This window comes from Stenotrophomonas sp. CASM110 (genome assembly GCF_049384345.1).
In the GTDB taxonomy this organism is placed as follows: domain Bacteria; phylum Pseudomonadota; class Gammaproteobacteria; order Xanthomonadales; family Xanthomonadaceae; genus Stenotrophomonas; species Stenotrophomonas muris.
This window is the reverse complement of sequence record NZ_JBMRGI010000008.1, coordinates 194,845-216,829: the sequence shown is the minus strand read 5'-3', so window position 1 is coordinate 216,829 and position 21,985 is coordinate 194,845. Positions and strand designations below refer to the sequence as shown.

The following is a 21,985-nucleotide window of genomic DNA, read 5'->3' as shown; positions in this document are numbered from 1 at the left end:
CGCTTGCGTACGGAAGCGCGAAGCGTGCCGCGAAACGGCGGCCGGGGCAAGGGCCGCTGGATGGCGCCGGCGCTGCCCCCGAACTCCGGGGGCGATAGTGCGGGCCGCTGGCCGGGTACGCTCGGCACATGCGTGCTGTCGCTCCCGCGTTTCGCTGCGCGAATCGCGGGCCCCACTTACCGGCCTCCACCCCCCCCGCGCCTGCGGCGCTGCCCCCGAACTCCGGGGGCGGTAGTGCCGGCCGCTGGCCGGCATTCGGGGCAGCTCAGGGTGATTGCGGCTGCCGGGCAGCGGCGGGTACGACCGGGGGGCGGCCGATCCCGAACCAGCCCAGCGTGACGCCGCACAGCGGGCCGATCAGCAGGGCGAAGGCGAGGGTGCCGAGGCCGACATTGCCGCCCAGCCACCAGCCCAGCAGCAATACGCTGCCTTCGATCAGGCTGCGCACCTTCCAGATCGGCCAACCGGTGCGGGCATGCAGGCCAGTCATCAAGCCATCGCGCGGTCCCGGGCCGAGGCGGGCGCCGATGTACAGGCCGGTGGCCAGCGCGACCAGCAGCATGCCTGCACAGAACATCGCCAGCTGCCAGCCCACGCCGATGGCCGGTGGCAGCAGCCACAACCCGAACTGTGCGGAGGGACCGATCAGCATCACGTTGAGCACCGTGCCGACGCCCGGCTTCTGGCGCAGTGGCCACCACAGCAACAGCACCAGTGCGCCGATGACATTGGTCGCCAGCCCGAAGGACAGCGGCGTCTGTGCGGCGATGCCCTGCGACAGCACGTCCCAGGGCGCCACGCCGATGGCGGCACGGATCATCAGCGAGGCACCGAAGCCATACAGGAACAGGCCGGTGATCAGTTGCAGCAGGCGCAGGGGCAGGGCGGTAGGCATGGTGGGCTCGGGGGAGGGGAGATCTGTTTCCACCGTATCCCTGATTTCCTTGAGCCCATAGATACAGATCCCAGCCAATCCGCTGGTACAGGCAGCGCCGATCCTGCAGGCGGGCGGTTGAGCAGGGCCGCGCCCGTGCTCTGCTGGTGGCGGCAGGCGTAGCAGCCTGGCGTGGGCTCGGCCTACATCACGGCGTCAGTTGTCCCAGCCCACCAGCGCCAGCTTGCCCACCGTGTGCCCGCTGGCCAGGCGCTGATGCGCGATGTCCAGGTTGGCCGCATTGATCGTGCCCAGCGTTTCACTGAGCGTGCCACGCAGCTGGCCGGCATCGATCATGCTGGCGGCGCGGCTGAGGATGCGATGCTGTTCGATGCAGTCGGCGGTGGCGAAGCGCGAGCGCGCGAACATGAACTCCCAATGGATGCCGATGCATTTGGCCTTGTACGGATCGCCGATGCGCAGTGCGCCACGCGGCTCCACGATCAGGCCGACATGGCCCTGTGGTGCCAGCAGCTGGCCCAGTTCGTCCCAGTAGTGATCGGTGTCGGCCAGGTTGAGCGCCACCTGCACTGCGTCGATGCCCAGTGCCTGCAGCTGGGGCTGCAGCGGCTGCCGATGGTCGATCACATGCGTAGCCCCCATCTGCCGGCACCAGTCGATCGAGGCCTCGCGCGAGGCGGTGGCGATCACCTCGAAGCCGGCATGGCGGGCCAGCTGGATCGCCATCGAGCCCACGCCTCCCGCACCGCCGATCACCAGCAGGTGCTGGCCGCCATGGCGGCGATCATCCAGATGCAGCGGCATGCGCTGGAACAACAGCTCCCAGGCGGTCAGCGTGGTCAGGGGTAGTGCGGCGGCTTCGGCGAAATCGAGCGTGGTCGGCTTGCGGGCGACCAGGCGCTCGTCCACCCACTGGTACTGGGCGTTGCAGCCCGGCCGGGTAACGTCACCGGCGAAGTAGACCTCGTCACCAGAGGCGAACAGGCTGGCCTCGTCACCGATGGCTTCGACCACACCGGCGGCGTCCCAGCCGAGCACCCGGGGAACCTCAAGGGTGGCCGGATCGGTAGCGGCCCGCTGCTTGCCATCGACGGGGTTGACCGATACCGCTTCGATCCGCACCAGCAGATCGCGGCCGCGAGGAGGCAGCGGCGGCGGCAGCAGGACATCACGCAGGGCAGGTGCGTATTCACGACTCAGGGCGACGGCTTTCATCACGGCTCCGGCTGGGTTCGTGATCCCATCATAAGGTTCCTCACGTTTCCGCAAACCTGCTGAACCGTGCGATGCAATGTGCTGCGCAGTATGTCGGTTTTCGCGCTTAAACCCCGTCAAACCCTTGCAGCGTGTGGGTCTTGCGGATTTTCATCATCCTGTATAGGGTTTCAACGTCGGACCGGTCGACGGTCGGGCGCAACACTTCACATGTTACGGGACTGTTAACATGGCCTTCACCCGCCTGAGCATAATGTTCGCGGCGGTGGCGTGCTGAATCGGCTGTCGTACATCGACGCACTAGTGCTGGCCCATGCCTCTACCGGTTTCATACCCCCGAAATAGGAGCTGTACTCAATGAACAAGAAGATCCTTACTGCCGCGCTGCTGGGCGGCCTGGCTTTCGCCCAGGCAGCTTCGGCGCAGGAGTTCGATGACCGCTGGTACCTGACCGGTTCGGCCGGCTTCAACTTCCAGGACAGCGACCGTCTGACCAATGACGCTCCGTTCGTGACCCTGGGCCTGGGTAAGTTCATCAGCCCGAACTGGTCGCTGGACGGTGAACTGAACTACCAGAACCCGAACTTCGACAGCAACCAGGACCTGAACTGGTCGCAGTACGGCGTCTCGCTGGACCTGCGTCGCCACTTCATCAAGGAAGGCCGCGGCTGGAACCCGTACATCGTCGGTGGCCTGGGCTACCAGAAGTCGGAAGAAGAGTACGCTGCAATCGACAACAACGGTCCGCGCCAGCGTAAGGACGGCAACGTTGCCGCCAAGCTGGGCGTCGGCCTGCAGACCACCTTCGAGAAGCGTGTTGCTGTCCGCGCCGAAGTGGCCTACCGCGCTGACTTCGACGACCAGAGCATCGCCGCCAAGGACGAGAGCTGGTTCGGCGACGTGCTGGCTTCGGTCGGCGTCGTGATCCCGCTGGGCCCGGCTCCGGTCGCGGCTGCTCCGGCTCCGGCTCCGGTTGCCCCGAGCTGCGCCGACCTGGATGACGACGGTGACGGCGTCAACAACTGCGACGACAAGTGCCCGAACTCGCAGCCGGGTCAGACCATCGGTCCGGACGGTTGCCCGGTTCCGGTCTCCATCGACCTGAAGGGCGTCAACTTCGACTTCGACAAGTCGAACCTGCGTCCGGACGCCGTGGCGATCCTGAGCGAAGCCACCGAGATCCTGAAGCGTTACCCGGATCTGCGCGTTGAAGTTGCCGGTCACACCGACTCGAAGGGTACCGACGCTTACAACCAGAAGCTGTCGGAGCGTCGCGCCACCGCCGTGTACAACTACCTGACCAAGAACGGCGTCGACGCCGGTCGCCTGGTCGGCCCGATCGGCTACGGCGAGAGCCGTCCGATTGCTCCGAACACCAACCCGGATGGTTCGGACAACCCGGAAGGTCGCGCCAAGAACCGTCGTACCGAGCTGAACGTCCAGAACTAAGTTCTGACGCTCTGCCAGTAGGACACAGCAGGACCCGGCTTCGGCCGGGTCTTGTTGTTTCTGCGGTCCGGAACCCGGCGTTTCAGGCGCGGGAGTAACCGTTCGTCGGGATTTTGCCCATAAAACCAATGAGTTGCCGTATTCATTGAAAGTGGCGCTTGAAAGCTGTCGCGGCATTGCTAAACTCGCCGCGTCACTTCCTTTCCTGGATGCCCTTCATGCTGCGCTCTGCATCGGCCGCCTTCCTGGCGCTGGCCCTGGTTCCCGCCGCCCACGCTGCGGTCGATTGCTCGGTCAACACCAGCGCCTCGCCGCTGCCGTTGCCGGCCACGACCATCGCGCCGGTGGCCGACGAGCTCTACATCCGTGGCAACCAGCTGGGCATGCCGGCCGGCGTGCTGAGCAGCAACTACGATCCGTCGCAGTCGCTGGACCAGGTGCTGCAGCGCCTGCGCATCGATGGGTGCCAGAACATCGCCAAGGCCATTCCGAGCGCACCGGCGGTGAAGCCGAACGATCCGGCGGCCTACAAGCCGCAGACCGAATTCGACAACACGCCCTGGCGCTTCGACATGAGCCAGAACGGCAAGCGCATGACCGCCGAAGAGTTCGACGCCTGGATGAAGGCGCGTGGCGTGCGTGTGGTCAAGGCGCGTCCGGCTCCGGCCGCCACTCCGGCTGCGGCCGAAGCACCGGCTGAGACCAAGCCGGTCGACAAGAAGTAAGCGCGGCGGGGAGCAGAGGCTTGCGCACGCGCCGCCCACCTGCTGCCCCCGCTGCCCGCTCCCACGCACCGCGTGGGCGTGCGGTTCCGGATGTCTCCAATGGCGTGCGCCATGGCTTGGCGCGCGTGCTGTCCAAGGCCGGCGTGTGCTCACGCAGCGAGGCCGCGCGCTGGATTGCCGAGGGCCGCGTGCGCGTGTCCGGCCGCATCATCCGTGATCCCGAGTTCCCGATTGCCAGTCCGCACCCGCCGATCGAAGTCGATGGCCGGCCGATGGATGCGCCGCAGCGGCTGTACCTGGTGCTCAACAAGCCGCGCGGCGTGGTGACCACGGCGCAGGACGAGCGTGGTCGCGACACGGTGTATCGCTGCTTCGATGGTGCCGGCCTGCCGTGGATCGCGCCGGTCGGGCGCCTGGACAAGGCCAGCGAAGGGCTGTTGTTGTTCAGCAACGATCCGCAGTGGGCGGCGCGCCTGACCGATCCGGAGACCGGCCCGCAGAAGACCTATCACGTGCAGGTGGATCGTCTTCCCGATGAGGACACCCTGGCCGCGCTGCGCGCCGGTGTCGAGGATGAGGGCGAGTTCCTCGTCGCCCAGGCCGTGCGCGTACTGCGCAGTGGCGACAAGACCGCATGGCTGGAGGTGGTCCTCGACGAGGGACGCAACCGCCATATCCGCCGCCTGTTGGCGGCCTTCGACCTGCAGGTACTGCGCCTGGTCCGGGTCGCGATCGGTGGGCTGCTGCTCGGCGATCTCGGCAAGGGGCAATGGCGGGTGCTGGAGGTCAGCGACCAGCAGCGGCTGGGGGCCGCTGCACCGGGCTGATCATCGCCCGCGGCCGGCAGTTGCCGGCCACCGTTCCAGGCGTAGGGGGCGCCTGGTTGCTGAATTTCCCGAACGGAGCCTGCCCATGTACCACCCGACCCTCAACCAAACCCTGCGCTGCGCAGGCCTGCTGCTGCCGATGGTGCTGCTGGCCGCCTGTGGCGGCCACAAGAAGGTGGCCAAGGCGGAAACGCCTGCCGAGACCCCGGTGGTGGAAGTGAAGACCCCGGAGCTGGATGGTCGCGGCAGTTACCGCTTCCTGATGAGCAACGGCGACAAGAAGATGACCGCCGATGAGTTCGATGCCTGGATGAAGGCCAACGGCATCCGCGTTGCCAAGGGCAACGGCCAGGACGCCGCCGCCAAGCCGGTAGTGGTGGCCAGCAAGGAAGAGCCGAAGGGCAAGAAGAAAAAGAAGTGACGCCTGGCGGTGCCGACCCTGGCCGGCACGCCCTCAGGCCACGGCGGGTGCCGACCGTGGTCGGCAGCCATCCAGCCCGGTAGGTGCCGACCTTGGTCGGCACGCTTTGACCAGCGGGGTCAGGGCCTTTTCCGCAGGAAAGGGATCCGACCCCGGCATGATCAGCCCTTGACCACGCCCAGTTCGACACCAATGCGGGTGAACGCATCGATCGCGCGATCCAGGTGCTCGCGGCTGTGCGCGGCGCTGATCTGGGTCCGGATGCGGGCCTGGCCCTTGGGCACCACCGGGAAGAAGAAGCCGATCGCGTAGATGCCTTCTTCCAGCAGGCGCTCGGCGAATTTCTGCGCCAACGGTGCGTCATACAGCATTACCGGGCTGATCGGATGCACGCCCGGCTTCACGTCGAAACCGGCGGCGGTCATCTTCTCGCGGAAGTAGGCGGTGTTCTCGGCCAGCGTGCTGCGAAGGTCGTCAGCGGCAGCCAGCATTTCGAACGCCTTGATGCCGGCGGCCACCACATGCGGCGGCAGCGAGTTGGAGAACAGGTACGGGCGCGAGCGCTGGCGCAGCAGTTCGATCACCTCGGCGCTGGCGCAGGTGAAGCCGCCCAGCGCGCCGCCCATGGCCTTGCCCAGAGTGCCGGTGATGATGTCGATCTTCTCCAGCACGCCCTTGACCTCGGCCGAACCACGGCCGGTAGCGCCAAGGAAGCCGGTGGCGTGGCATTCGTCGATGTGTACCAGCGCGTTGTACTTCTTCGCCAGCGCGGTGATCTCGTCCAGCGGCGCGATGAAGCCGTCCATCGAGAATACGCCATCGGTGGTGATCAGCTTGGTCTTGCAGCCTGCGGCATCGGCGGCCTGCAGCTGCGCTTCCAGATCGGCCATGTCGCAGTTGGCGTAGCGGAAGCGCTTGGCCTTGCACAGGCGCACGCCGTCGATGATCGAAGCATGGTTCAGCGCGTCGGAAATGATCGCGTCGTTCTCGCCGAGCAGCGGCTCGAACAGGCCACCGTTGGCATCGAAGCAGGCCGCGTACAGGATGGTGTCCTGCTTGCCGAAGAAATCGGCGATCTGCTTCTCCAGCTGCTTGTGCAGGTCCTGGGTGCCGCAGATGAAGCGCACCGAGGCCATGCCGAAGCCGTGGGTATCCAGTGCGTCCTTGGCGGCCTGGATCAGGTCCGGATGGTCGGCCAGGCCCAGGTAGTTGTTGGCACAGAAGTTCAGCACCTTGCGGCCGTCGTCGAGGGTGATCTCGGCCGATTGCGGGCTGGTGATGATCCGCTCGGACTTGAACAGGCCCTGGGCGCGGATGGCGTCCAGTTCCTCGGCGTAGTGGCGGGTCAGGGCGGAGGAGACGTCGGTCATGGCGTGGGCACGGCTCTGAACGGGGAAACCGCTGATTCTACCGGGCATCGCCGGTCATCAACCGGGCTGGATGGGGCATCGCCATGGGCAGTGCATGTTGCATCGCAATAGCAAAGTGGTTAAGAATTCGTGAACCGGAGCTGTCGCGCTCCGGCCGCTCCCGCCTTCCACGCCACGCCACCGCCCCCACCGGAGACGCTCATGAAGCACGCCCGTGCCTGCCTCGCCATTGCCGCTGCCCTGACCCTGGCCGCCCCGTTCGCCGCCAGCGCGCAGGAGAACGAATCGCCGTACAGCTGGAATGTCACCGCCGTTTCCGACTACCTGTTCCGTGGCGTGTCGCAGACCGACGAGAAGCCGACCCTGCAGGCGGGCTTCACCTACACCTCGCCGGTGGGCCTGTATGCCGGTGTCTGGGGTTCGGGCGTGGACTTCGGTCCGGGCGATCCGAACACCGAGATCGACTACCAGATCGGCTACGGCGTGGACGTCACTTCGCGCGTCAACTTCGACGTGCTGCTGAACCGCTACACCTACCTCGGTGCCAGCCACCAGAACTACAACGAGCTGGTGACCACCACCACGCTTGACGACACCTACAAGCTGACCGTGGCCTACACCAACGACCAGTGGAACAGCGGCACCGATGGCTGGTACTACGGCTTGGGCGGCAGCTGGGGCCTGCCGAAGGACTTCACGCTGAATGCCAACGTCGGTCGCAGCACCTTCGAGGACGGCATCGCCAAGGACTATACCGACTGGAACGTCGGCGTCAGCCGCCAGTTCGGCCTGTTCAACGTCGGCCTGGGCTACTACGGCACCGACGGCAATGGACGCGAGAACTCGGGCAAGCTGGCCCACAGCCGGGTGCTGCTGACCGTGGCCGTGGGCAAGTAACGCCGCAGGCGTTACGGTAGGTGCCAAGCTTGCCTGGCACGCATTGCGAAAAAGGCGCCCATCGGGCGCCTTTTTCAGTTCCGCGGTGTTCTTGATCCCATCTGGGGAAGAGCCCCCTTGTTGTTCAAGGGGGCGCGCCAAAGGCGCGGGGATAAGGAAACATGCGGGGGAATTGACCCTTCGGGTCAGTTCCAGCTGAGCACGACCTTGCCGGCCTTGCCTTCTTCCATCAGGTCGAAGCCCTTCTGGAACTCGTCGATCGGCAGCTGGTGGGTCATCACCTTGCCGAGCGGGAAGCCGGACAGCACCAGCTGGGTCATCTTGTACCAGGTCTCGTACATCTTGCGGCCGTAGATGCCCTGCACGGTCAGGCCCTTGAAGATGATCTTGTCCCAGTCGCAGCCGGCGCCCTTGGGCATGATGCCGAGCATGGCGATCTTGCCGCCGTGGTACATGCAGTCGAGCATGTCGTTGAACGCGCGCGGGTTGCCGCTCATTTCCAGGCCCACGTCGAAGCCCTCCATGTGCAGCTCCTTCATCACGTCCTTCAGCGACTGGTTGGCGACGTTGACCACGCGGGTGGCGCCCATGTCGGCGGCCAGCTTCAGGCGGAAGTCGTTGACGTCGGTCACCACCACGTTGCGCGCACCGATGTGCTTGCAGATGCCGGCGGCGATGATGCCGATCGGACCGGCGCCGGTGATCAGCACGTCTTCGCCGATCACGTCGAATTCCAGCGCGCAGTGTGCGGCATTGCCGTACGGGTCGAAGAACGCGGCCAGTTCCGACGGGATCTGGTCCGGAATCGGCCACAGGTTGCTGGCCGGCATCACCATGTATTCGGCGAAGGCGCCGTTGACGTTGACGCCGATGCCGACGGTGTTCGGGCACAGGTGCGGGCGGCCGCCACGGCAGTTGCGGCAATGGCCGCAGACGATGTGACCTTCGGCCGAGACGCGCTGGCCGATCTCATAGCCGGTCACCGCCGAACCGAGCGCGGCAATGCGGCCGACGAACTCATGGCCGATGGTCAGGCCCGGCTTGATGGTGCGCTGGCTCCACTCGTCCCACAGGTAGATGTGCAGGTCGGTGCCGCAGATCGCGGTCTTTTCCAGCTTGATCAGGACCTCGTTCGGGCCCGGGGTCGGAACCGGAACTTCTTCCAGCCAGATGCCCTTGGCCGCTTCGCGCTTGACCAGGGCCTTCATCGTTTGCTGCGCCATCGGGGTGGAACTCATCAGGGGGAAAGCGCGGATTATAGGGTGCCGCGCGGATTTCCCATGTTGCGCTGCGGGTGCAATGGCGGAACGAAAGGCGTGCGCCGACGGGCGTTTCGAACGTGCTGCAAACAGCAGCGCCTCCTTGATTCCTGGGGAGGGCGCGCGGTCACCCTGGCCGGGACACGCAAAAGCCCATCCATGGTGCTCGATGGCGCCTTGCTCGTGCGCGCTATCCTGCGCACACGGCAAGACCGGGGTTGGGCGTCCTGCCCAACCCGCCAGTCGCATGCGCCCGGCCCATGGCGCCAACGGTCCCGGCCAGGGTGACCACGCCCGCTCTGGACGATTCCATGTGCGCGGCCGATGTGCGCATGGCAGAGCAAGAAGTAGGCCCATGACTTCCGGGGTTCGGGCCGGGGCAGGGCGGCGGGCTACAATCGAGGGTTCCACTACCAGGGGCTGCTCCATGCGCTCGAACCTGCTTGCATTCTCCATCGTCGCCAGCCTTGGGCTGGCCCAGGTCGCCCATGCCGCTGAAGGCATGTGGGTGCCGCAGCAGCTGCCGGAAATCGCCGGTCCGTTGCAGAAGGCCGGCCTGAAGCTGTCCCCGGAGCAGCTGTCCAACCTTACCGGCGACCCGATGGGCGCGGTCGTCGCCCTCGGCGGCTGCACCGCCAGCTTCGTGTCGCCGCAGGGCCTGGTGGTCACCAACCACCACTGCGCCTACGGTGCGATCCAGCTGAATTCGACCGCCGAGAAGAACCTGATCAAGGACGGCTTCAACGCGCCGAAGCACAGCGATGAACTGAGCGCCGGCCCGAACGCCCGCGTCTACGTGCTCGACCAGATCACCGACGTCACCGCCCAGGCCAAGGCCGCCATTGCCGCCGCCGGCAACGACCCGCTGGCCCGCAGCCGTGCGCTGGACGCCTTCGACAAGGCCCAGGTCGCCGCGTGTGAAGCCGAGGACGGCTTCCGCTGCCGCCTGTACACCTTCTCCGGCGGCAACACCTACCGACTGTTCCGCAACATGGAAATCAAGGACGTGCGCCTGGTCTACGCGCCCCCGGGCAGCGTCGGCAAGTACGGCGGCGACGTCGACAACTGGATGTGGCCGCGCCACACCGGCGACTTCTCGTTCTACCGCGCCTACGTCGGCAAGGACGGCAAGCCGGCCTCATTCTCGGCCGACAACGTGCCGTACCAGCCCAAGCACTTCCTGAAGTTCACCGACCAGCCGCTGGGCGCCGGTGACTTCGTGATGGTGGCGGGCTATCCGGGCCGCACCAACCGCTACGCGCTGGCCGGTGAGTTCAACGAAACCGCCAGCTGGACCTACCCGACCATCGCCAGGCACTACAACGCAGTGTTGAAGATGATCGATGAGGCGGGCAAGGCCGACGCCGACGTCAAGGTGAAGTACGCCGCCACCGCGGCCAGCATGAACAACGTGGCCAAGAACTACGCCGGCCAGCTGGAAGGCTTCAAGCGCATCGACGCTGCTGGCCAGAAGCAGGCTGAAGAAGCCGCCGTGCTGGCCTGGCTGAAGAAGCGGGGCGCCGCCGGCAAGCCGGCCCTGGCAGCGCACGCGCAGCTGGTCAAGCACCTGGATACCAGCAAGGCGACCCGCGAGCGCGATCTGTTCGTCGGCCAGTTCAACAACACCTCGGCGGTCAACGCCGCCATCGGCCTGTACCGCCTGTCGATCGAGCGCACCAAGCCGGACGCCGAGCGCGAGGTCGGCTACCAGCAGCGCGACCTGCCGACCCTGGAAGGCGGCCTGAAGCAGATGGATCGCCGCTATGTGGCGAAGATGGACCAGCAGCTGCAGACCTACTGGCTGGACCAGTACGTCGCCCTGCCGGCCGCGCAGCGCAACAACGACGTGCTGAACACCTGGCTGGGCGGCAGCGATGCCAGCGCGGTCAAGGCACTGGTGAGCAAGCTGTCGGGCACTGAGCTGGGCAGCCTGGATGCACGCCTGAAGTGGTTCAAGGCCGACCGCGCCGCGTTCGAAGCCAGCACCGATCCGGCCATCCAGTACGCGGTGGCGATCATGCCGTCGCTGCTGAAGCAGGAAGAGCAGAAGAAGATCCGCGAAGGCGAGTCGCTGACCGCACGTCCGCTGTACCTGCAGGCACTGGCTGACTACAAGAAGAGCCAGGGCGAGTTCGTGTACCCGGATGCCAACCTGTCGCTGCGCATCACCTTCGGCAACGTGATGGGCTATGAGCCCAGGGACGGCGTGGCCTACACCCCGTTCACCACGCTGGAGGGCATCGTCGCCAAGGACACCGGCGTCGATCCGTTCGATGCGCCCAAGGCCCTGCTCGACGCGGTCAAGGCCAAGCGCTACGGCGGCCTGGAAGACAAGCGCGTGGGCTCGGTGCCGGTGAACTTCCTGTCCAACCTGGACATCACCGGTGGCAACTCGGGTTCACCGGTGCTGGACGCCAACGGCAAGCTGGTCGGCCTGGCCTTCGACGGCAACTGGGAATCGGTCAGCTCCAACTGGGTGTTCGACCCGGTGATGACCCGCATGATCGCGGTCGACAGCCGCTACATGCAGTGGATCATGCAGGAAGTGGCGCCGGCGCCGGCGCTGCTGAAGGAACTGAACCTGGCGAAATAAACCCGTTGCGGTAGTGCCGGCCGCTGGCCGGCAACCCCGACCAGATAGCCGGAGTTTCCAAAACCCCGCGATCCACGTCGCGGGGTTTTTTCATGCCCGGCACGGCCCGGTGCGCCGAACGGGTATCATCCCTGTTCCGCGCACTTCACAGGATGTGAACGAAACGCGGAACCTCCTCCCCCCAGGACCCCTTGCACGCATGCGCATCCTGCTTGCCCGCCACGGCGAAACGCCGTGGAACGCCGAAGGCCGCTACCAGGGCCAGATCGACATCCCGCTTTCGCCGATCGGTGAAGCCCAGGCCCAGGCCTTGGGCGCCCGCTTGGCCTCGGTGGACATCACCCGTGCCGTCGCCTCGCCGCTGTCACGCGCGCAGCGCACCGCGCAGCTGGCACTCGGTGCCGCCCGTGCCGACATGTTGCTGACCGAGCCGGAGCTGCAGGAAATCGCCCACGGCGAGTGGGAAGGCCTGCTGGCCAGCGAAATCAACGAAAAGGACCCGTCGCGCCTGAAGGCGTGGCGCGAGGAGCCGGACACCGTGCTGATGCCCGGCGGTGAATCGCTGCGCCTGGTGCTGGAGCGCAGTTGGCGCGGCCTGGCCCGCGCCACCGAAGGCCTCGGCGAGCACGACACCCTGCTGGTGGTCGCCCATGATGCGGTCAACCGCGTGATCCTGTGCAAGGTGCTGGGCCTGCCGATCTCCCGCCTGTGGACCTTCCGCCAGGCGCCGACCACGCTCAACCTGCTCGAAGGCGCCGACCTGGACAGCCTGGAAGTGGTGCGCCTGAACGACTGTGCCCACCACACGCCGTTCTTCGGCGAAGCCAAGCACCGCGCACTCTGATCCATCCCCTCGCATCAACTGCTTCTGCTGGAACCGCTGCCGTGACGAACACCCCGACCACCCTGGCCGACTGGCTGGACTACATTGAACGCCAGCACCCGGCGACCATCGACATGGGCCTGGAGCGCGTGCGCGCCGTGGCTACGTCGATGGGCCTGGGGGCGCCGGCCCAGCGCACCATCGTGGTCGGTGGCACCAACGGCAAGGGCTCCACCGTGGCCTTCATCGAAGCCATCGCGCGTGCTGCCGGCTGGAAGGTCGGCGCGTACACCTCGCCGCACCTGCTGCGCTACAACGAGCGCGTGCGCATCGACGGCCACGATGTGGAGGATGCGGCGCTGGTCGCCGCCTTCAACACCATCGAGGCCGCGCGTGGCGATATCACGCTGACCTATTTCGAGTACGGCACGCTGGCCGCGCTGCAGCTGTTCGCCGACGCCGGGCTGGACCTGGCGGTGCTGGAAGTGGGCCTGGGCGGTCGCCTGGATGCGGTCAACATCGTCGACGCTGACGTGGCGGTGATCACCACCGTGGACATCGACCATGCCGAATGGCTGGGCGGGGACCGCGAAGCGATCGGCACCGAGAAGGCCGGCATCATCCGTGGCTGGAAGCCGGTGATCCTGGGCGAGACCGACCCGCCGTCGAGCGTGCTCGCACGTGCCTACCTGGTCGGCGCCAACGCGATCCGCGGCGGCAGCGATTATTTCTACGAACCAATCGATGCCCAGCGCTGGCGCTGGCGCGATGTCGGCCTGCGCATGGAACTGCCGACCCCGGCGCTGGCCGGCCCGATCCAGCTGGCCAACGCGGGTGCCGCCATCGCTGCGCTGCGCGCGCTGGACAAGCCGGTGCCGCGTGCGGCATGGGCTGCTGGTGTCGCGGCGGCGCGCATCTCTGGCCGCCTGCAGGCGTTCGAGCGTGACGGCGTGCAGGTCCGTGTCGATGTCGGGCACAACCCGCAGGCGGCGGGCCAGCTGGCGCGCGCGCTGAAGGCCGAAGCGTCGGCCGGGCGCACCCTGGCGGTGTACGCCGCGCTGCAGGACAAGGACGCGGTGGGCGTTGTGCAGGCGCTGCAGGACGTGGTCGGCGAGTGGACCCTGGCCGGACTGGACGGCCCGCGCGGGCAGAGTGCTGCCCAGTTGCAGGCCCGCCTGGCCGGTACGGCGGCGGCCAAGGCCCAGCGCGCTGATACTGTCGAGCAGGCGCTGGCACAGGTACTGGCCCAGGCCGGGCGCGGTGACCGCGTACTGGTGTTCGGCTCCTTCCATACCGCCGCTGCCGCGCTGCAATGGTTGCAGGGCGCCGCCTGATCCGCGTTCAGCCAATGCCGACGCCGTCCGGTCCGGCACCCGTATAATCGACCGCAACCTCCGGACAGTTGCCGCCTCACGTGGATACGCCTCTGAAACAGCGTCTGATTGGTGCCATCGTGCTGGTGGCGCTGGCCGTGATTTTCCTGCCGATGCTGGTCAAGGGACCGGCGCCGGACAGCGGTGTGGCCTCGGTGCCGATCGCCGCGCCGGACGCACCGGCCGATGGCCAGTTCGAAACCCGTGAGCTGCCGCTGGTTGCTCCGGCCGGTGGAGCCACCGGCCTGCAGACCGGGCAGGCCAAGCCGCTGCAGGAGACGGCCGCGCCGGCTACGCCGCCGACCGTGGACACGTCTCCGGCGGTTGCCGCCGGCAACTTCGCCGTCACGTTTGGCGCCTACGGCAGCAAGGCCGACGCCGATGCGGTGATCGCCTACCTGCAGCGCTCGCAGCTGCCAGGCTTCGCCGAAACCACCACCATCAGCGGGCGCCAGGCGTGGCGTGTGCGTGTCGGGCCGTATGCCGACCGTGCCCAGGCCGAAGCCGCGCGCCTGCAGGCGGTCAAGATCCGCGCCGATGTGAAGGCAGAAGTCATCACCCTGGATGCGGCGGCAGGCAGCAGTGCGACGGTTGCCGCCACGCCGGCGCCGACCACCAGCACCCCGGCCGCGGCCACCACGCCGTCGGCCACCAGCAACCCGGTGCGCAGCGAAAGCCTGCCGCCAAGCACGCCGACGGCGACCACCAAACCAGAGCCGCCCAAGCCGGCACCGAAGCCCGAGGCTCCGAAGCCGGACGCCAAGCCCGAGCCGAAGCCGGAGGCCGCCGCCAGCAAGCCGGCGCCTGCCACGCCGACAGCACCGGCGGCCAGTGGCGTCGGCTTCGCCGTGCAGTTGGGCGCGTTCGGCCAGGCCAACGATGCCAACGCGCTGCGCGACAAGGTCCGCGCCGCCGGCTTCAGTGCTTTCGTCGAGCAGGTACGCACTGAAAAGGGCACGCTGCATCGCGTCCGCGTCGGACCGGTGGCCAACCGCGCTGACGCCGAGCAGCTGAAGGCGCAGGTCGCCGCCAAGGTCGGCGTGGCCGGCATGGTCCGACCGCACCCATGATCCACGCGCAGGCCCGTTGCCAGCGCCGCCGAAGGAGCGGGGCGCCATGATCGACGTGGTGCTGCTGATCGTGATCGCCGCCTCGACCCTGCTCGGGATGCTGCGTGGCTTTGTTGGAATCGTCATCGGCACGCTGTCGTGGCTGCTGGCCGCGTGGGCGGCCTTCGCCTTCGGCAACGATGCGGCACGCTGGTGGGCGGCCCCGGCCGCACCCGGCGGCGAGCATTTCGTTGGCGGCTACCTGGGCGTGGGCATTGGCGTGATGATCGTGGTCGCGGTGATCGGCATGGTCATCAAGGCGATGATCCATCGCAGCATGCTGACCAGCCTGGACCGGTTGCTGGGCGGCGTGCTGGGCGCCGTGCGTGGCGGCCTGATCGCGGCGATCCTGGTGCTGCTGGCCGGCTTCACCCCGCTGACCGCCGAACCGTCCTGGAAGCGCTCGGCGGTCCGCCCGGTGCTGAACCCGGCCGTGGCCTGGATGAACGGGAAGCTGCCGCACTGGCAGGTGCCCGGCGCCGATCTGCTGCCCAAGACCTTGCCGACCGACATGCTGTCCCCATCTGCATTGATGGAGCTGGGGAAGAGCGCAGGCGCCGATCTGGGAAAGCCGGGCGCGGCAGGCGATAATGGCATCCTCAACCAGGTAGTGGCGGGCAGCGGATGGCTGCGGCCCGCGAAAGCGGAACAGGGCGACGCATACGATCCGGCCGAAGTGCGCCCGGACGCCCCAGCACTGCCAGACAGTATCGAGCCGGGCGATCCGGCCAATGTCGACCGCAGGCGCGGCGACCACCGCGGCCAGGTACGGCCACCTTCCTTGTAACTGGGCACAGCCCAGCGGAGACTTCGCACCATGTGTGGCATCGTCGGAATCGTCGGCAACCAGAACGTCGCCGGGCAGTTGTATGACGGCTTGACCGTTCTCCAGCATCGCGGCCAGGATGCCGCGGGCATCGCCACGGCCAATGGCAGCCGCCTGCGGGTGCAGAAGGCCACCGGCCTGGTCCGCGATGTGTTCGATGCACGCACCATGTCCACCCTGGAAGGCAGCGTCGGCATCGCCCATGTGCGCTACCCGACGGCCGGCTCGGAAGGCATGGACGAGGCGCAGCCGTTCTACGTCAACTCGCCGTACGGCATCGCGCTGGCCCACAACGGCAACCTGATCAACACCGAGGCGCTGCGCCAGCAGGTGTTCGAGCAGGACCGCCGCAACGTCAACACCGATTCGGACAGCGAAGTGCTGTTGAACGTGTTCGCCTATGAGCTGGAGCAGCAGCGCCAGCTGAGCCCGGAAGCCGCGATCCGCGCGGTGGCTGGCGTGCACCGCCGCTGCAAGGGCGGCTACGCGGTGGTCAGCGTGGTGCTGGGCCTGGGCCTGGTGGCCTTCCGCGACCCGCACGGCATCCGTCCGCTGGTGCTGGGCAAGCGCAGCCATGCCGAGGGCGACGAGTACATCGTGGCCTCCGAGTCGGCCGCGCTGGACGTGCTGGGCTTCCAGCGCGTGCGCGATGTGCAGCCGGGCGAAGCCCTGGTGATCACCGCCCGCGGCGAGCTGTTCTCGGAAATCTGCGCCGAGCCGGCTGAGCACACCCCGTGCATCTTCGAGTACGTGTACTTCGCGCGTCCGGACTCGATGATCGACAACGTCTCGGTGCACAAGGCGCGCATGCGCATGGGCATCAAGCTGGGCGAGAAGATCCTGCGCCTGCGCCCGGACCACGATATCGACACCATCATCCCGATCCCGGATACCTCGCGTGATGCCGCGCTGGAGATCTCCAACGTGCTCGGGGTGAAGTATCGCGAAGGCTTCATCAAGAACCGCTACATCGGCCGCACCTTCATCATGCCGGGCCAGGGCGAACGCGTGAAGTCGGTGCGCCGCAAGCTCAACCCGATCCACCTGGAGTTCCGCAATCGCGTGGTGCTGCTGGTGGACGACTCGATCGTGCGTGGCACCACCAGCCAGCAGATCGTGCAGATGGCCCGTGATGCGGGCGCGCGCAAGGTCTACCTTGCCAGCGCGGCACCGCCGGTGCGCTACCCGAACATCTACGGCATCGACATGCCGGCGGCCGAAGAGCTGGTCGCGCACAACCGCACCGTGGAAGAGATCGAGGCCCACCTGGGCTGCGACTGGCTGATCTACCAGGATCTGGAGGACATGGAAGCGGCGGTGAGCGAGGGCAACCCGGCGCTGCGCAACTTCGATTCGTCCTGCTTCAACGGCCACTACCCGACGGGTATCGAGCCGGGCTACTTCGAGCGCATCCAGCAGCTGCGTTCGGACGACGCCAAGCACAAGCGCCGCGCCTGAGGTCCAGGCGTGGTCGATGTACCCGACGTTGGTGGCGACCTGCTGCGCGCAGCGCAGCAGTGCCTGGCCGAAGCCGACCCGCTGCGCAAGGTCGCGTTGACCCAGGCGTATGCCGCCGCGTTCCGTGCCGGCCGCCTGAAGGTGGCTGCCGATGCGCCGCCGCCGGAACCGATCCGCATGCCTGGCCGGCCGGCACGGCTGGTGCTGGTGCATCCGCGCGAAGTGCCCCGGCGCGGGCTGGGCGGCGTGGAAGGACGCGCCGCCTTCATCCACGCCATCGCCCACATCGAACTCAACGCGATCGACCTGGCCTGGGATGCGGTGTACCGCTTCCGCGGCCTGCCGCCAGCGTTCCATGCCGACTGGGTCAGTTGTGCCGACGACGAATCGCGGCACTTCATGCTGCTGCGCGAGCGCCTGCAGGCGCATGGCCACGACTACGCCGATTTCCCCGCGCACAACGGCCTGTGGGAAATGTGCGAAAAGACCGCGCATGACGGCCTGGCGCGCATGGCCCTGGTACCGCGCGTGCTGGAAGCGCGCGGCCTGGACGTGACACCGGGCATGATCGAGAAGCTGCGCAATGTCGGTGATGGTGAAACCGCCGACGTACTGGAAGTGATCCTGCGCGAGGAAGTGGCGCACGTTGCCGCCGGTTCGCGCTGGTACCGCTGGTACTGCGATCGCGCCCGCGTCGAGCCGCGTGCGCGCTTCAAGGCGCTGCTGGTGGAATACGCCGGCGGCTACCTGCACGGGCCGTTCAACATCGAAGCGCGCCTGCTGGCCGGCTTCGACGCCGACGAGCTCGGCAACCTGGTCGAACAGGCCGGTTGAACAAAAGGGGACGGAGGGGATTAAGTCGTTTGTGGCACAAACGACTTAATCCCCTCCGTCCCCTTTTTCATGCGTTGGGCAGCACCACGCGCTTGCCATCAACGGTGGGCCGGTTGATGTAGAACAGGCCGGGACCGGGCCGGTAGGGCAGTTCGCTGACGCCGGCATCGGCGGCATAGGTCAGGGCGGTGTCGCCCAGCGCGTCGAAATTCCAGTGCGCCGACTGCATCAGGTAGCGGCGGCGCAGCAGCGCCTCCTGGGTCTGGGTCAACGCCTGCCCTGCCACCAGCCGCCGTGCGATCGGTTGCAGGGCCGACGGCAGTTCCCAGCCGGGAACCTCGGCAGCGCTGGCGCGCCAGGTGACGCCGGCATCGATGGCATGCTGCTGCATCACCTGCAGCGCGATCAACTGGTAGCGCCAGTCGATGCGCCGCCGCAGTACCACGGCGGCAGTCACGTACAGCACCGGGGACAGCAGCACGCTGCGGCTGCCGGCGCGGCGCTGCTGCTGCCACTGGTGCCAGACATCCACCCACACTTCCTTTTCGTCCACGCCCAGCTGCTGCCGCCAGCGTTCGGCATCGGCCTGCGTTTCAGCGTAAGCCGTGGTGGCCTGCAGCATCGCCAGCGGGGGAATCTGGTAGTCGGCAACGGCGGGGCGGCGCAGCTGCTGGCGACGTGGGCGGCTGAGCAGCTTGGGGCCTTCCTCCAGCTGGTTGTAGCCTCCGCCGATGTTGGCGTGCACGCCGGGCAAAGCGATCTCGGTGAACGGCGGTGCCACCGTGGTCAGCGGATAGTGCTGGCGATGCTCGTCGCGCGCGGTCAACTGCACCACGCGTGCAGCGATGCCACTGGACAGGGCAAGCTGCGGTTGTTCGTCGGCGCGGCCACCACTGACCGCAGCCACGGTATCGAACAGGCCGATGAATCGCAGCACCGGAAGGGCAGGGGCGAAGTCCGGCGTACAGACCAGGCCGGACGACTGCAGCAGTTGCCGCCAGCGCGTGGTATCCCAGCCCTGCAGCTGGTTGGCGATATCACGTGCGGCGGCAGCGCCTCGAGAGAACCCGAACAGATCCAGCTGCACGCGACGCAGCGGTTGCCGCCAACGCGTGGACAGTTCTGCAAGCGCAGCCGGCAGCACCACCTGCAGCGCGCGCTGCACCTTTGCGCGGACGCCGCTGGCGCCGATACCGAACGCCAGTCCGATCAGGTCGTCGTCGGCGTCATCGCGGGTACCGACACCTTCCACGTAGATCGACAGCGAAGGCGTGGCCATCGCATCGCGGCGGCTGTCCGGGTACAGCTGCTGCAGGCGTGCGATATTGGTCAGGCCGTTGTCGTAGCTGCTGGTCAGCCGGCTCTGGTAGGTCGAATCATCATCCGCACGCAGCTGCGCCGGGCGCGGTCGCGGCTGCTGTGGTCGACCACGCGCGAGGTTGTGCGCGTTGTTGCGGGTGCCATCGAAGAACAGGCCGATCCGCAGCAAGCCGACATCTTCGTCCGTGTCCTGCGATGGTGCCATGTGCATTCCCCGTCGTGGCTGCGTCACGGTAGCGCGAAAGTGGTGTGTTGGCGAAGTGTAGTGACGCTTTTGACCTGACTGAACGCAGATGCGGTCGATCACAAATCCTGACTTTCATTCCACTCGCCTATTGAATTCACACGAGCCGCGCAGGCCATATGGCCAAACCCGGCAAACCGGGTCGTGCTGCATCCACGCTGTTCACATCATTCAAGGAGCGACGCAATGTTGTCCAGATCGATTGGCAAAGCGGCAGGTGGCCTGGTGTTGGGTTTGTCGGTGGCGGCGGCCGCGCATGCGGCACCGTTGTTCGAGCCGGTGACGGTCATCAGCCGCGCATCGGCAAACAGTGAGCCCGCGCTGGGCAAGCTGCTGGCCACCCCGTCCACCGCGACGGTACAGGAAGTGCGCGTTGATGCAGCCGCGACTGCACAGCCGCAGCTGGAATTCGAACTGCTCGGCCAGCGCGTGCAGGCCGTGCGCAGCAAGGTTGAAGCGCTGCCCGATGGCGGCAGCATCTGGTATGGCCAGTTCCGTTCGCCCTCGGACAAGCTGACCGCGGCCACCTCCAACGGCCAGGACGACCCCGGCAATTCGCTGATCCTGGTGCGCTCGGGCGATACCATCACCGGCTCGATCCGCAAGGATGGAAAGCTGTACCGCCTGCGCCCGCTGGGCAACCGCCACGTGCTTGTGGAAGTGGACGAGTCGCGGATGCCGGCCGACCATCCGGCCGATTACAACCAGCTGCCGAAGATCCCGATGGGCAACAACGATCGCCTCGGCATCGCGCAGGCGTCGTCCGGCACGCCGGCCACCATCCGCGTGCTGGTGGTGGCGACCAATGCCGCCGTCGCCGCCTATGGCGGCAACATGCAGTCACTGGTGCAGCTGGCCGTGGCCGAATCGAACCAGGGCTATGTCAACAGCAACGTCGGCATCACCATGGAACTGGCCCGCTACGAAACCACCAGTTACACCGAATCGGGCAGCTTCGATACCGACCTGGCGCGTTTCCGTGGCACCAGCGATGGCTACATGGACAGCATCCACACCAGCCGGAATACCTACACGGCTGATGTGGGCGTGCTGCTGATCAACAACACCGCCTACTGCGGCCTGGCCTCGGGCATCGGCTCGACGGCGTCGACCGCGTTCGCGGCCGTGTACTGGGATTGCGCGACCGGCTATTACTCGTTCGCGCACGAGATCGGCCATCTGCAGAGTGCGCGGCATGACATCGCCACCGACTCGAGCACCTCGCCCTATGCCTATGGCCACGGCTATCGCTACGAGCCGGCCACCGGCACCGGCTGGCGCACGATCATGGCCTACAACTGCACCCGCAGCTGCCCGCGCCTGAACTACTGGTCCAACCCCAACATCAGCTACAACGGCATCCCGATGGGCAACGCCAGCACCGCCGACAACCAGCGCGTGCTGGTCAACACCAAGGCCACCATCGCGGCCTTCCGCTGACACTGTCCAGGCGCCGACCAAGGCCGGCGTCTACCCGGGCGCATGCACCTGCTCTGGTAGATGCCAACCTTGGTTGGCACCTTGCGATCCGTTATTCGCGCGCGAGCGTATCCAGCGTCCAGCCGCTGGCATCCACGCGCAGAACCGAACCCTGTTCGTACCAGTCACCCAGCACGATGCGGGTGCGCTCGCGACCACCGGCCTGCAGCGTGTGGATCGCCGGCCGATGGGTATGGCCATGGATCATGGTGTCCACGCCATGGCGCACGAAGGTGGCATCGACTTCGGCAGGGGCCACGTCGGTCACCGACTCGAACTGCGCACGATCGTCCTGCTTCATCTCGGACTGGCGCGCCTGGCTGGCTTCGCGCGCCTTCTGCGCGAACGCGATGCGTGCGGCCAGCGGCTGCGACAGGAACTGCGCCTGGAATACCGGGTCGCGCGTCTGTGCACGGAACTGCTGGTAGGGAATGTCATCGGTGCACAGCAGGTCACCGTGCTGCAGCAGCACCGCGCGGCCGTACAGTTCGATCATGCACGGGTCGGGCAGGATGCGCAGGCCGGCACGGCGCGCGTAGTCCTCACCGAGCAGGAAGTCGCGGTTGCCGCGGATGAAGTACACCGGCACGCCGCTGTCGGACAGCACCTTCAACGCATCGGCCACAGTGTCGGCGGCGGGCGAGGGCGTGTCGTCGCCGATCCAGGCCTCGAACAGGTCGCCGAGGATGTACAGCGCATCGGCGCCGGGCGCCTGCTCGCGCAGGAAGCGCAGGAACAGGTCGGTGATCTCCGGACGGCTGGGGTCCAGGTGCAGGTCGGAAATGAACAGCGTGGTCATGCCCGCATTCTAGGCCATCAATGATGATGGTGGCGCCGCCGGTATTGTGGGGGTCAGATCTCTTTTCCG

Annotated in this window: 19 protein-coding genes; 13 read left to right on the top strand and 6 right to left on the bottom strand. The window is 67.0% G+C overall.

From position 1 onward, the window contains the following. Positions 1-265 precede the first annotated feature (265 nt). Positions 266-895 (bottom strand): YczE/YyaS/YitT family protein, encoded by a 630-nt coding sequence (locus VG561_RS09525; protein ID WP_014646070.1) that lies wholly within the window; start codon positions 893-895, stop codon positions 266-268. Between the two features lie 195 nt (positions 896-1,090). Beyond that, positions 1,091-2,110, bottom strand: a complete 1,020-nt coding sequence (locus tag VG561_RS09520) for a zinc-binding alcohol dehydrogenase family protein (RefSeq protein WP_049408097.1) — start codon at positions 2,108-2,110, stop codon at positions 1,091-1,093. 357 nt (positions 2,111-2,467) lie between these two features. Between VG561_RS09520 and VG561_RS09515 the strand changes: the two genes are divergently transcribed. From VG561_RS09515 to VG561_RS09500, 4 genes are all read left to right on the top strand, one after another. Further along, positions 2,468-3,559, top strand: coding sequence for an OmpA family protein (locus VG561_RS09515; RefSeq protein ID WP_014646072.1), 1,092 nt, complete (start codon positions 2,468-2,470; stop codon positions 3,557-3,559). 218 nt (positions 3,560-3,777) lie between these two features. Beyond that, positions 3,778-4,284 carry a hypothetical protein gene (locus VG561_RS09510; protein WP_014646073.1) on the top strand — a complete coding sequence of 169 codons (507 nt, stop codon included), beginning with the start codon at positions 3,778-3,780 and terminating at the stop codon, positions 4,282-4,284. 20 nt (positions 4,285-4,304) lie between these two features. Continuing rightward, positions 4,305-5,111: a pseudouridine synthase gene (locus VG561_RS09505; protein WP_219633258.1), complete on the top strand. Its 807-nt coding sequence runs from the start codon at positions 4,305-4,307 to the stop codon at positions 5,109-5,111. An 85-nt stretch (positions 5,112-5,196) separates the two neighbouring features. Continuing rightward, on the top strand, positions 5,197-5,532 hold the full coding sequence (locus VG561_RS09500) for a hypothetical protein (protein WP_005415439.1): 336 nt from the start codon (positions 5,197-5,199) through the stop codon (positions 5,530-5,532). A 161-nt stretch (positions 5,533-5,693) separates the two neighbouring features. Here VG561_RS09500 and kbl read toward each other — a convergent pair whose 3' ends face one another. Continuing rightward, positions 5,694-6,902, bottom strand: a complete 1,209-nt coding sequence (gene kbl, locus VG561_RS09495) for a glycine C-acetyltransferase (protein WP_041863091.1) — start codon at positions 6,900-6,902, stop codon at positions 5,694-5,696. 201 nt (positions 6,903-7,103) lie between these two features. Here kbl and VG561_RS09490 point away from each other — a divergent pair, with 201 nt between their 5' ends. Next, positions 7,104-7,799 carry a TorF family putative porin gene (locus tag VG561_RS09490; protein WP_014646076.1) on the top strand — a complete coding sequence of 232 codons (696 nt, stop codon included), beginning with the start codon at positions 7,104-7,106 and terminating at the stop codon, positions 7,797-7,799. Positions 7,800-7,984: 185 nt separating this feature from the next. On the opposite strand, the gene tdh is transcribed toward VG561_RS09490, so the two are convergent. Next, a complete protein-coding gene (gene tdh, locus VG561_RS09485) occupies positions 7,985-9,007 on the bottom strand; it encodes an L-threonine 3-dehydrogenase (protein ID WP_032955954.1) in 1,023 nt (340 codons plus the stop codon). 478 nt (positions 9,008-9,485) lie between these two features. Here tdh and VG561_RS09480 point away from each other — a divergent pair, with 478 nt between their 5' ends. The 7 genes from VG561_RS09480 to VG561_RS09450 all read left to right on the top strand — a co-directional run bounded on the left by VG561_RS09480 (position 9,486) and on the right by VG561_RS09450 (position 18,074). Then, positions 9,486-11,651, top strand: coding sequence for a S46 family peptidase (locus tag VG561_RS09480; RefSeq protein ID WP_262093780.1), 2,166 nt, complete (start codon positions 9,486-9,488; stop codon positions 11,649-11,651). A 199-nt stretch (positions 11,652-11,850) separates the two neighbouring features. Further along, positions 11,851-12,495: a histidine phosphatase family protein gene (locus VG561_RS09475; RefSeq protein ID WP_014646078.1), complete on the top strand. Its 645-nt coding sequence runs from the start codon at positions 11,851-11,853 to the stop codon at positions 12,493-12,495. Positions 12,496-12,536: 41 nt separating this feature from the next. After that, positions 12,537-13,808, top strand: coding sequence for a bifunctional tetrahydrofolate synthase/dihydrofolate synthase (gene folC / locus VG561_RS09470; protein ID WP_262093778.1), 1,272 nt, complete (start codon positions 12,537-12,539; stop codon positions 13,806-13,808). An 80-nt stretch (positions 13,809-13,888) separates the two neighbouring features. Next, positions 13,889-14,917, top strand: coding sequence for an SPOR domain-containing protein (locus VG561_RS09465; protein ID WP_075076711.1), 1,029 nt, complete (start codon positions 13,889-13,891; stop codon positions 14,915-14,917). 46 nt (positions 14,918-14,963) lie between these two features. Beyond that, positions 14,964-15,743 (top strand): CvpA family protein, encoded by a 780-nt coding sequence (locus VG561_RS09460; protein ID WP_014036126.1) that lies wholly within the window; start codon positions 14,964-14,966, stop codon positions 15,741-15,743. Between the two features lie 30 nt (positions 15,744-15,773). Then, on the top strand, positions 15,774-17,240 hold the full coding sequence (gene purF / locus VG561_RS09455; RefSeq protein ID WP_005408246.1) for an amidophosphoribosyltransferase: 1,467 nt from the start codon (positions 15,774-15,776) through the stop codon (positions 17,238-17,240). Between the two features lie 9 nt (positions 17,241-17,249). Beyond that, positions 17,250-18,074, top strand: a complete 825-nt coding sequence (locus VG561_RS09450; protein ID WP_262093777.1) for a ferritin-like domain-containing protein — start codon at positions 17,250-17,252, stop codon at positions 18,072-18,074. 67 nt (positions 18,075-18,141) lie between these two features. On the opposite strand, the gene VG561_RS09445 is transcribed toward VG561_RS09450, so the two are convergent. Next, positions 18,142-19,599, bottom strand: a complete 1,458-nt coding sequence (locus VG561_RS09445; protein ID WP_197621745.1) for a DUF2235 domain-containing protein — start codon at positions 19,597-19,599, stop codon at positions 18,142-18,144. A gap of 225 nt (positions 19,600-19,824) precedes the next feature. Between VG561_RS09445 and VG561_RS09440 the strand changes: the two genes are divergently transcribed. Next, positions 19,825-21,078: a M12 family metallo-peptidase gene (locus VG561_RS09440; RefSeq protein ID WP_014646083.1), complete on the top strand. Its 1,254-nt coding sequence runs from the start codon at positions 19,825-19,827 to the stop codon at positions 21,076-21,078. A 91-nt stretch (positions 21,079-21,169) separates the two neighbouring features. Here the strand turns inward: VG561_RS09440 and lpxH are convergent, their stop codons facing one another. Next, complete coding sequence (gene lpxH / locus VG561_RS09435) at positions 21,170-21,916, bottom strand: UDP-2,3-diacylglucosamine diphosphatase (protein WP_032955937.1); 747 nt, start codon at positions 21,914-21,916, stop codon at positions 21,170-21,172. Between the last annotated feature and the right edge of the window lie 69 nt (positions 21,917-21,985).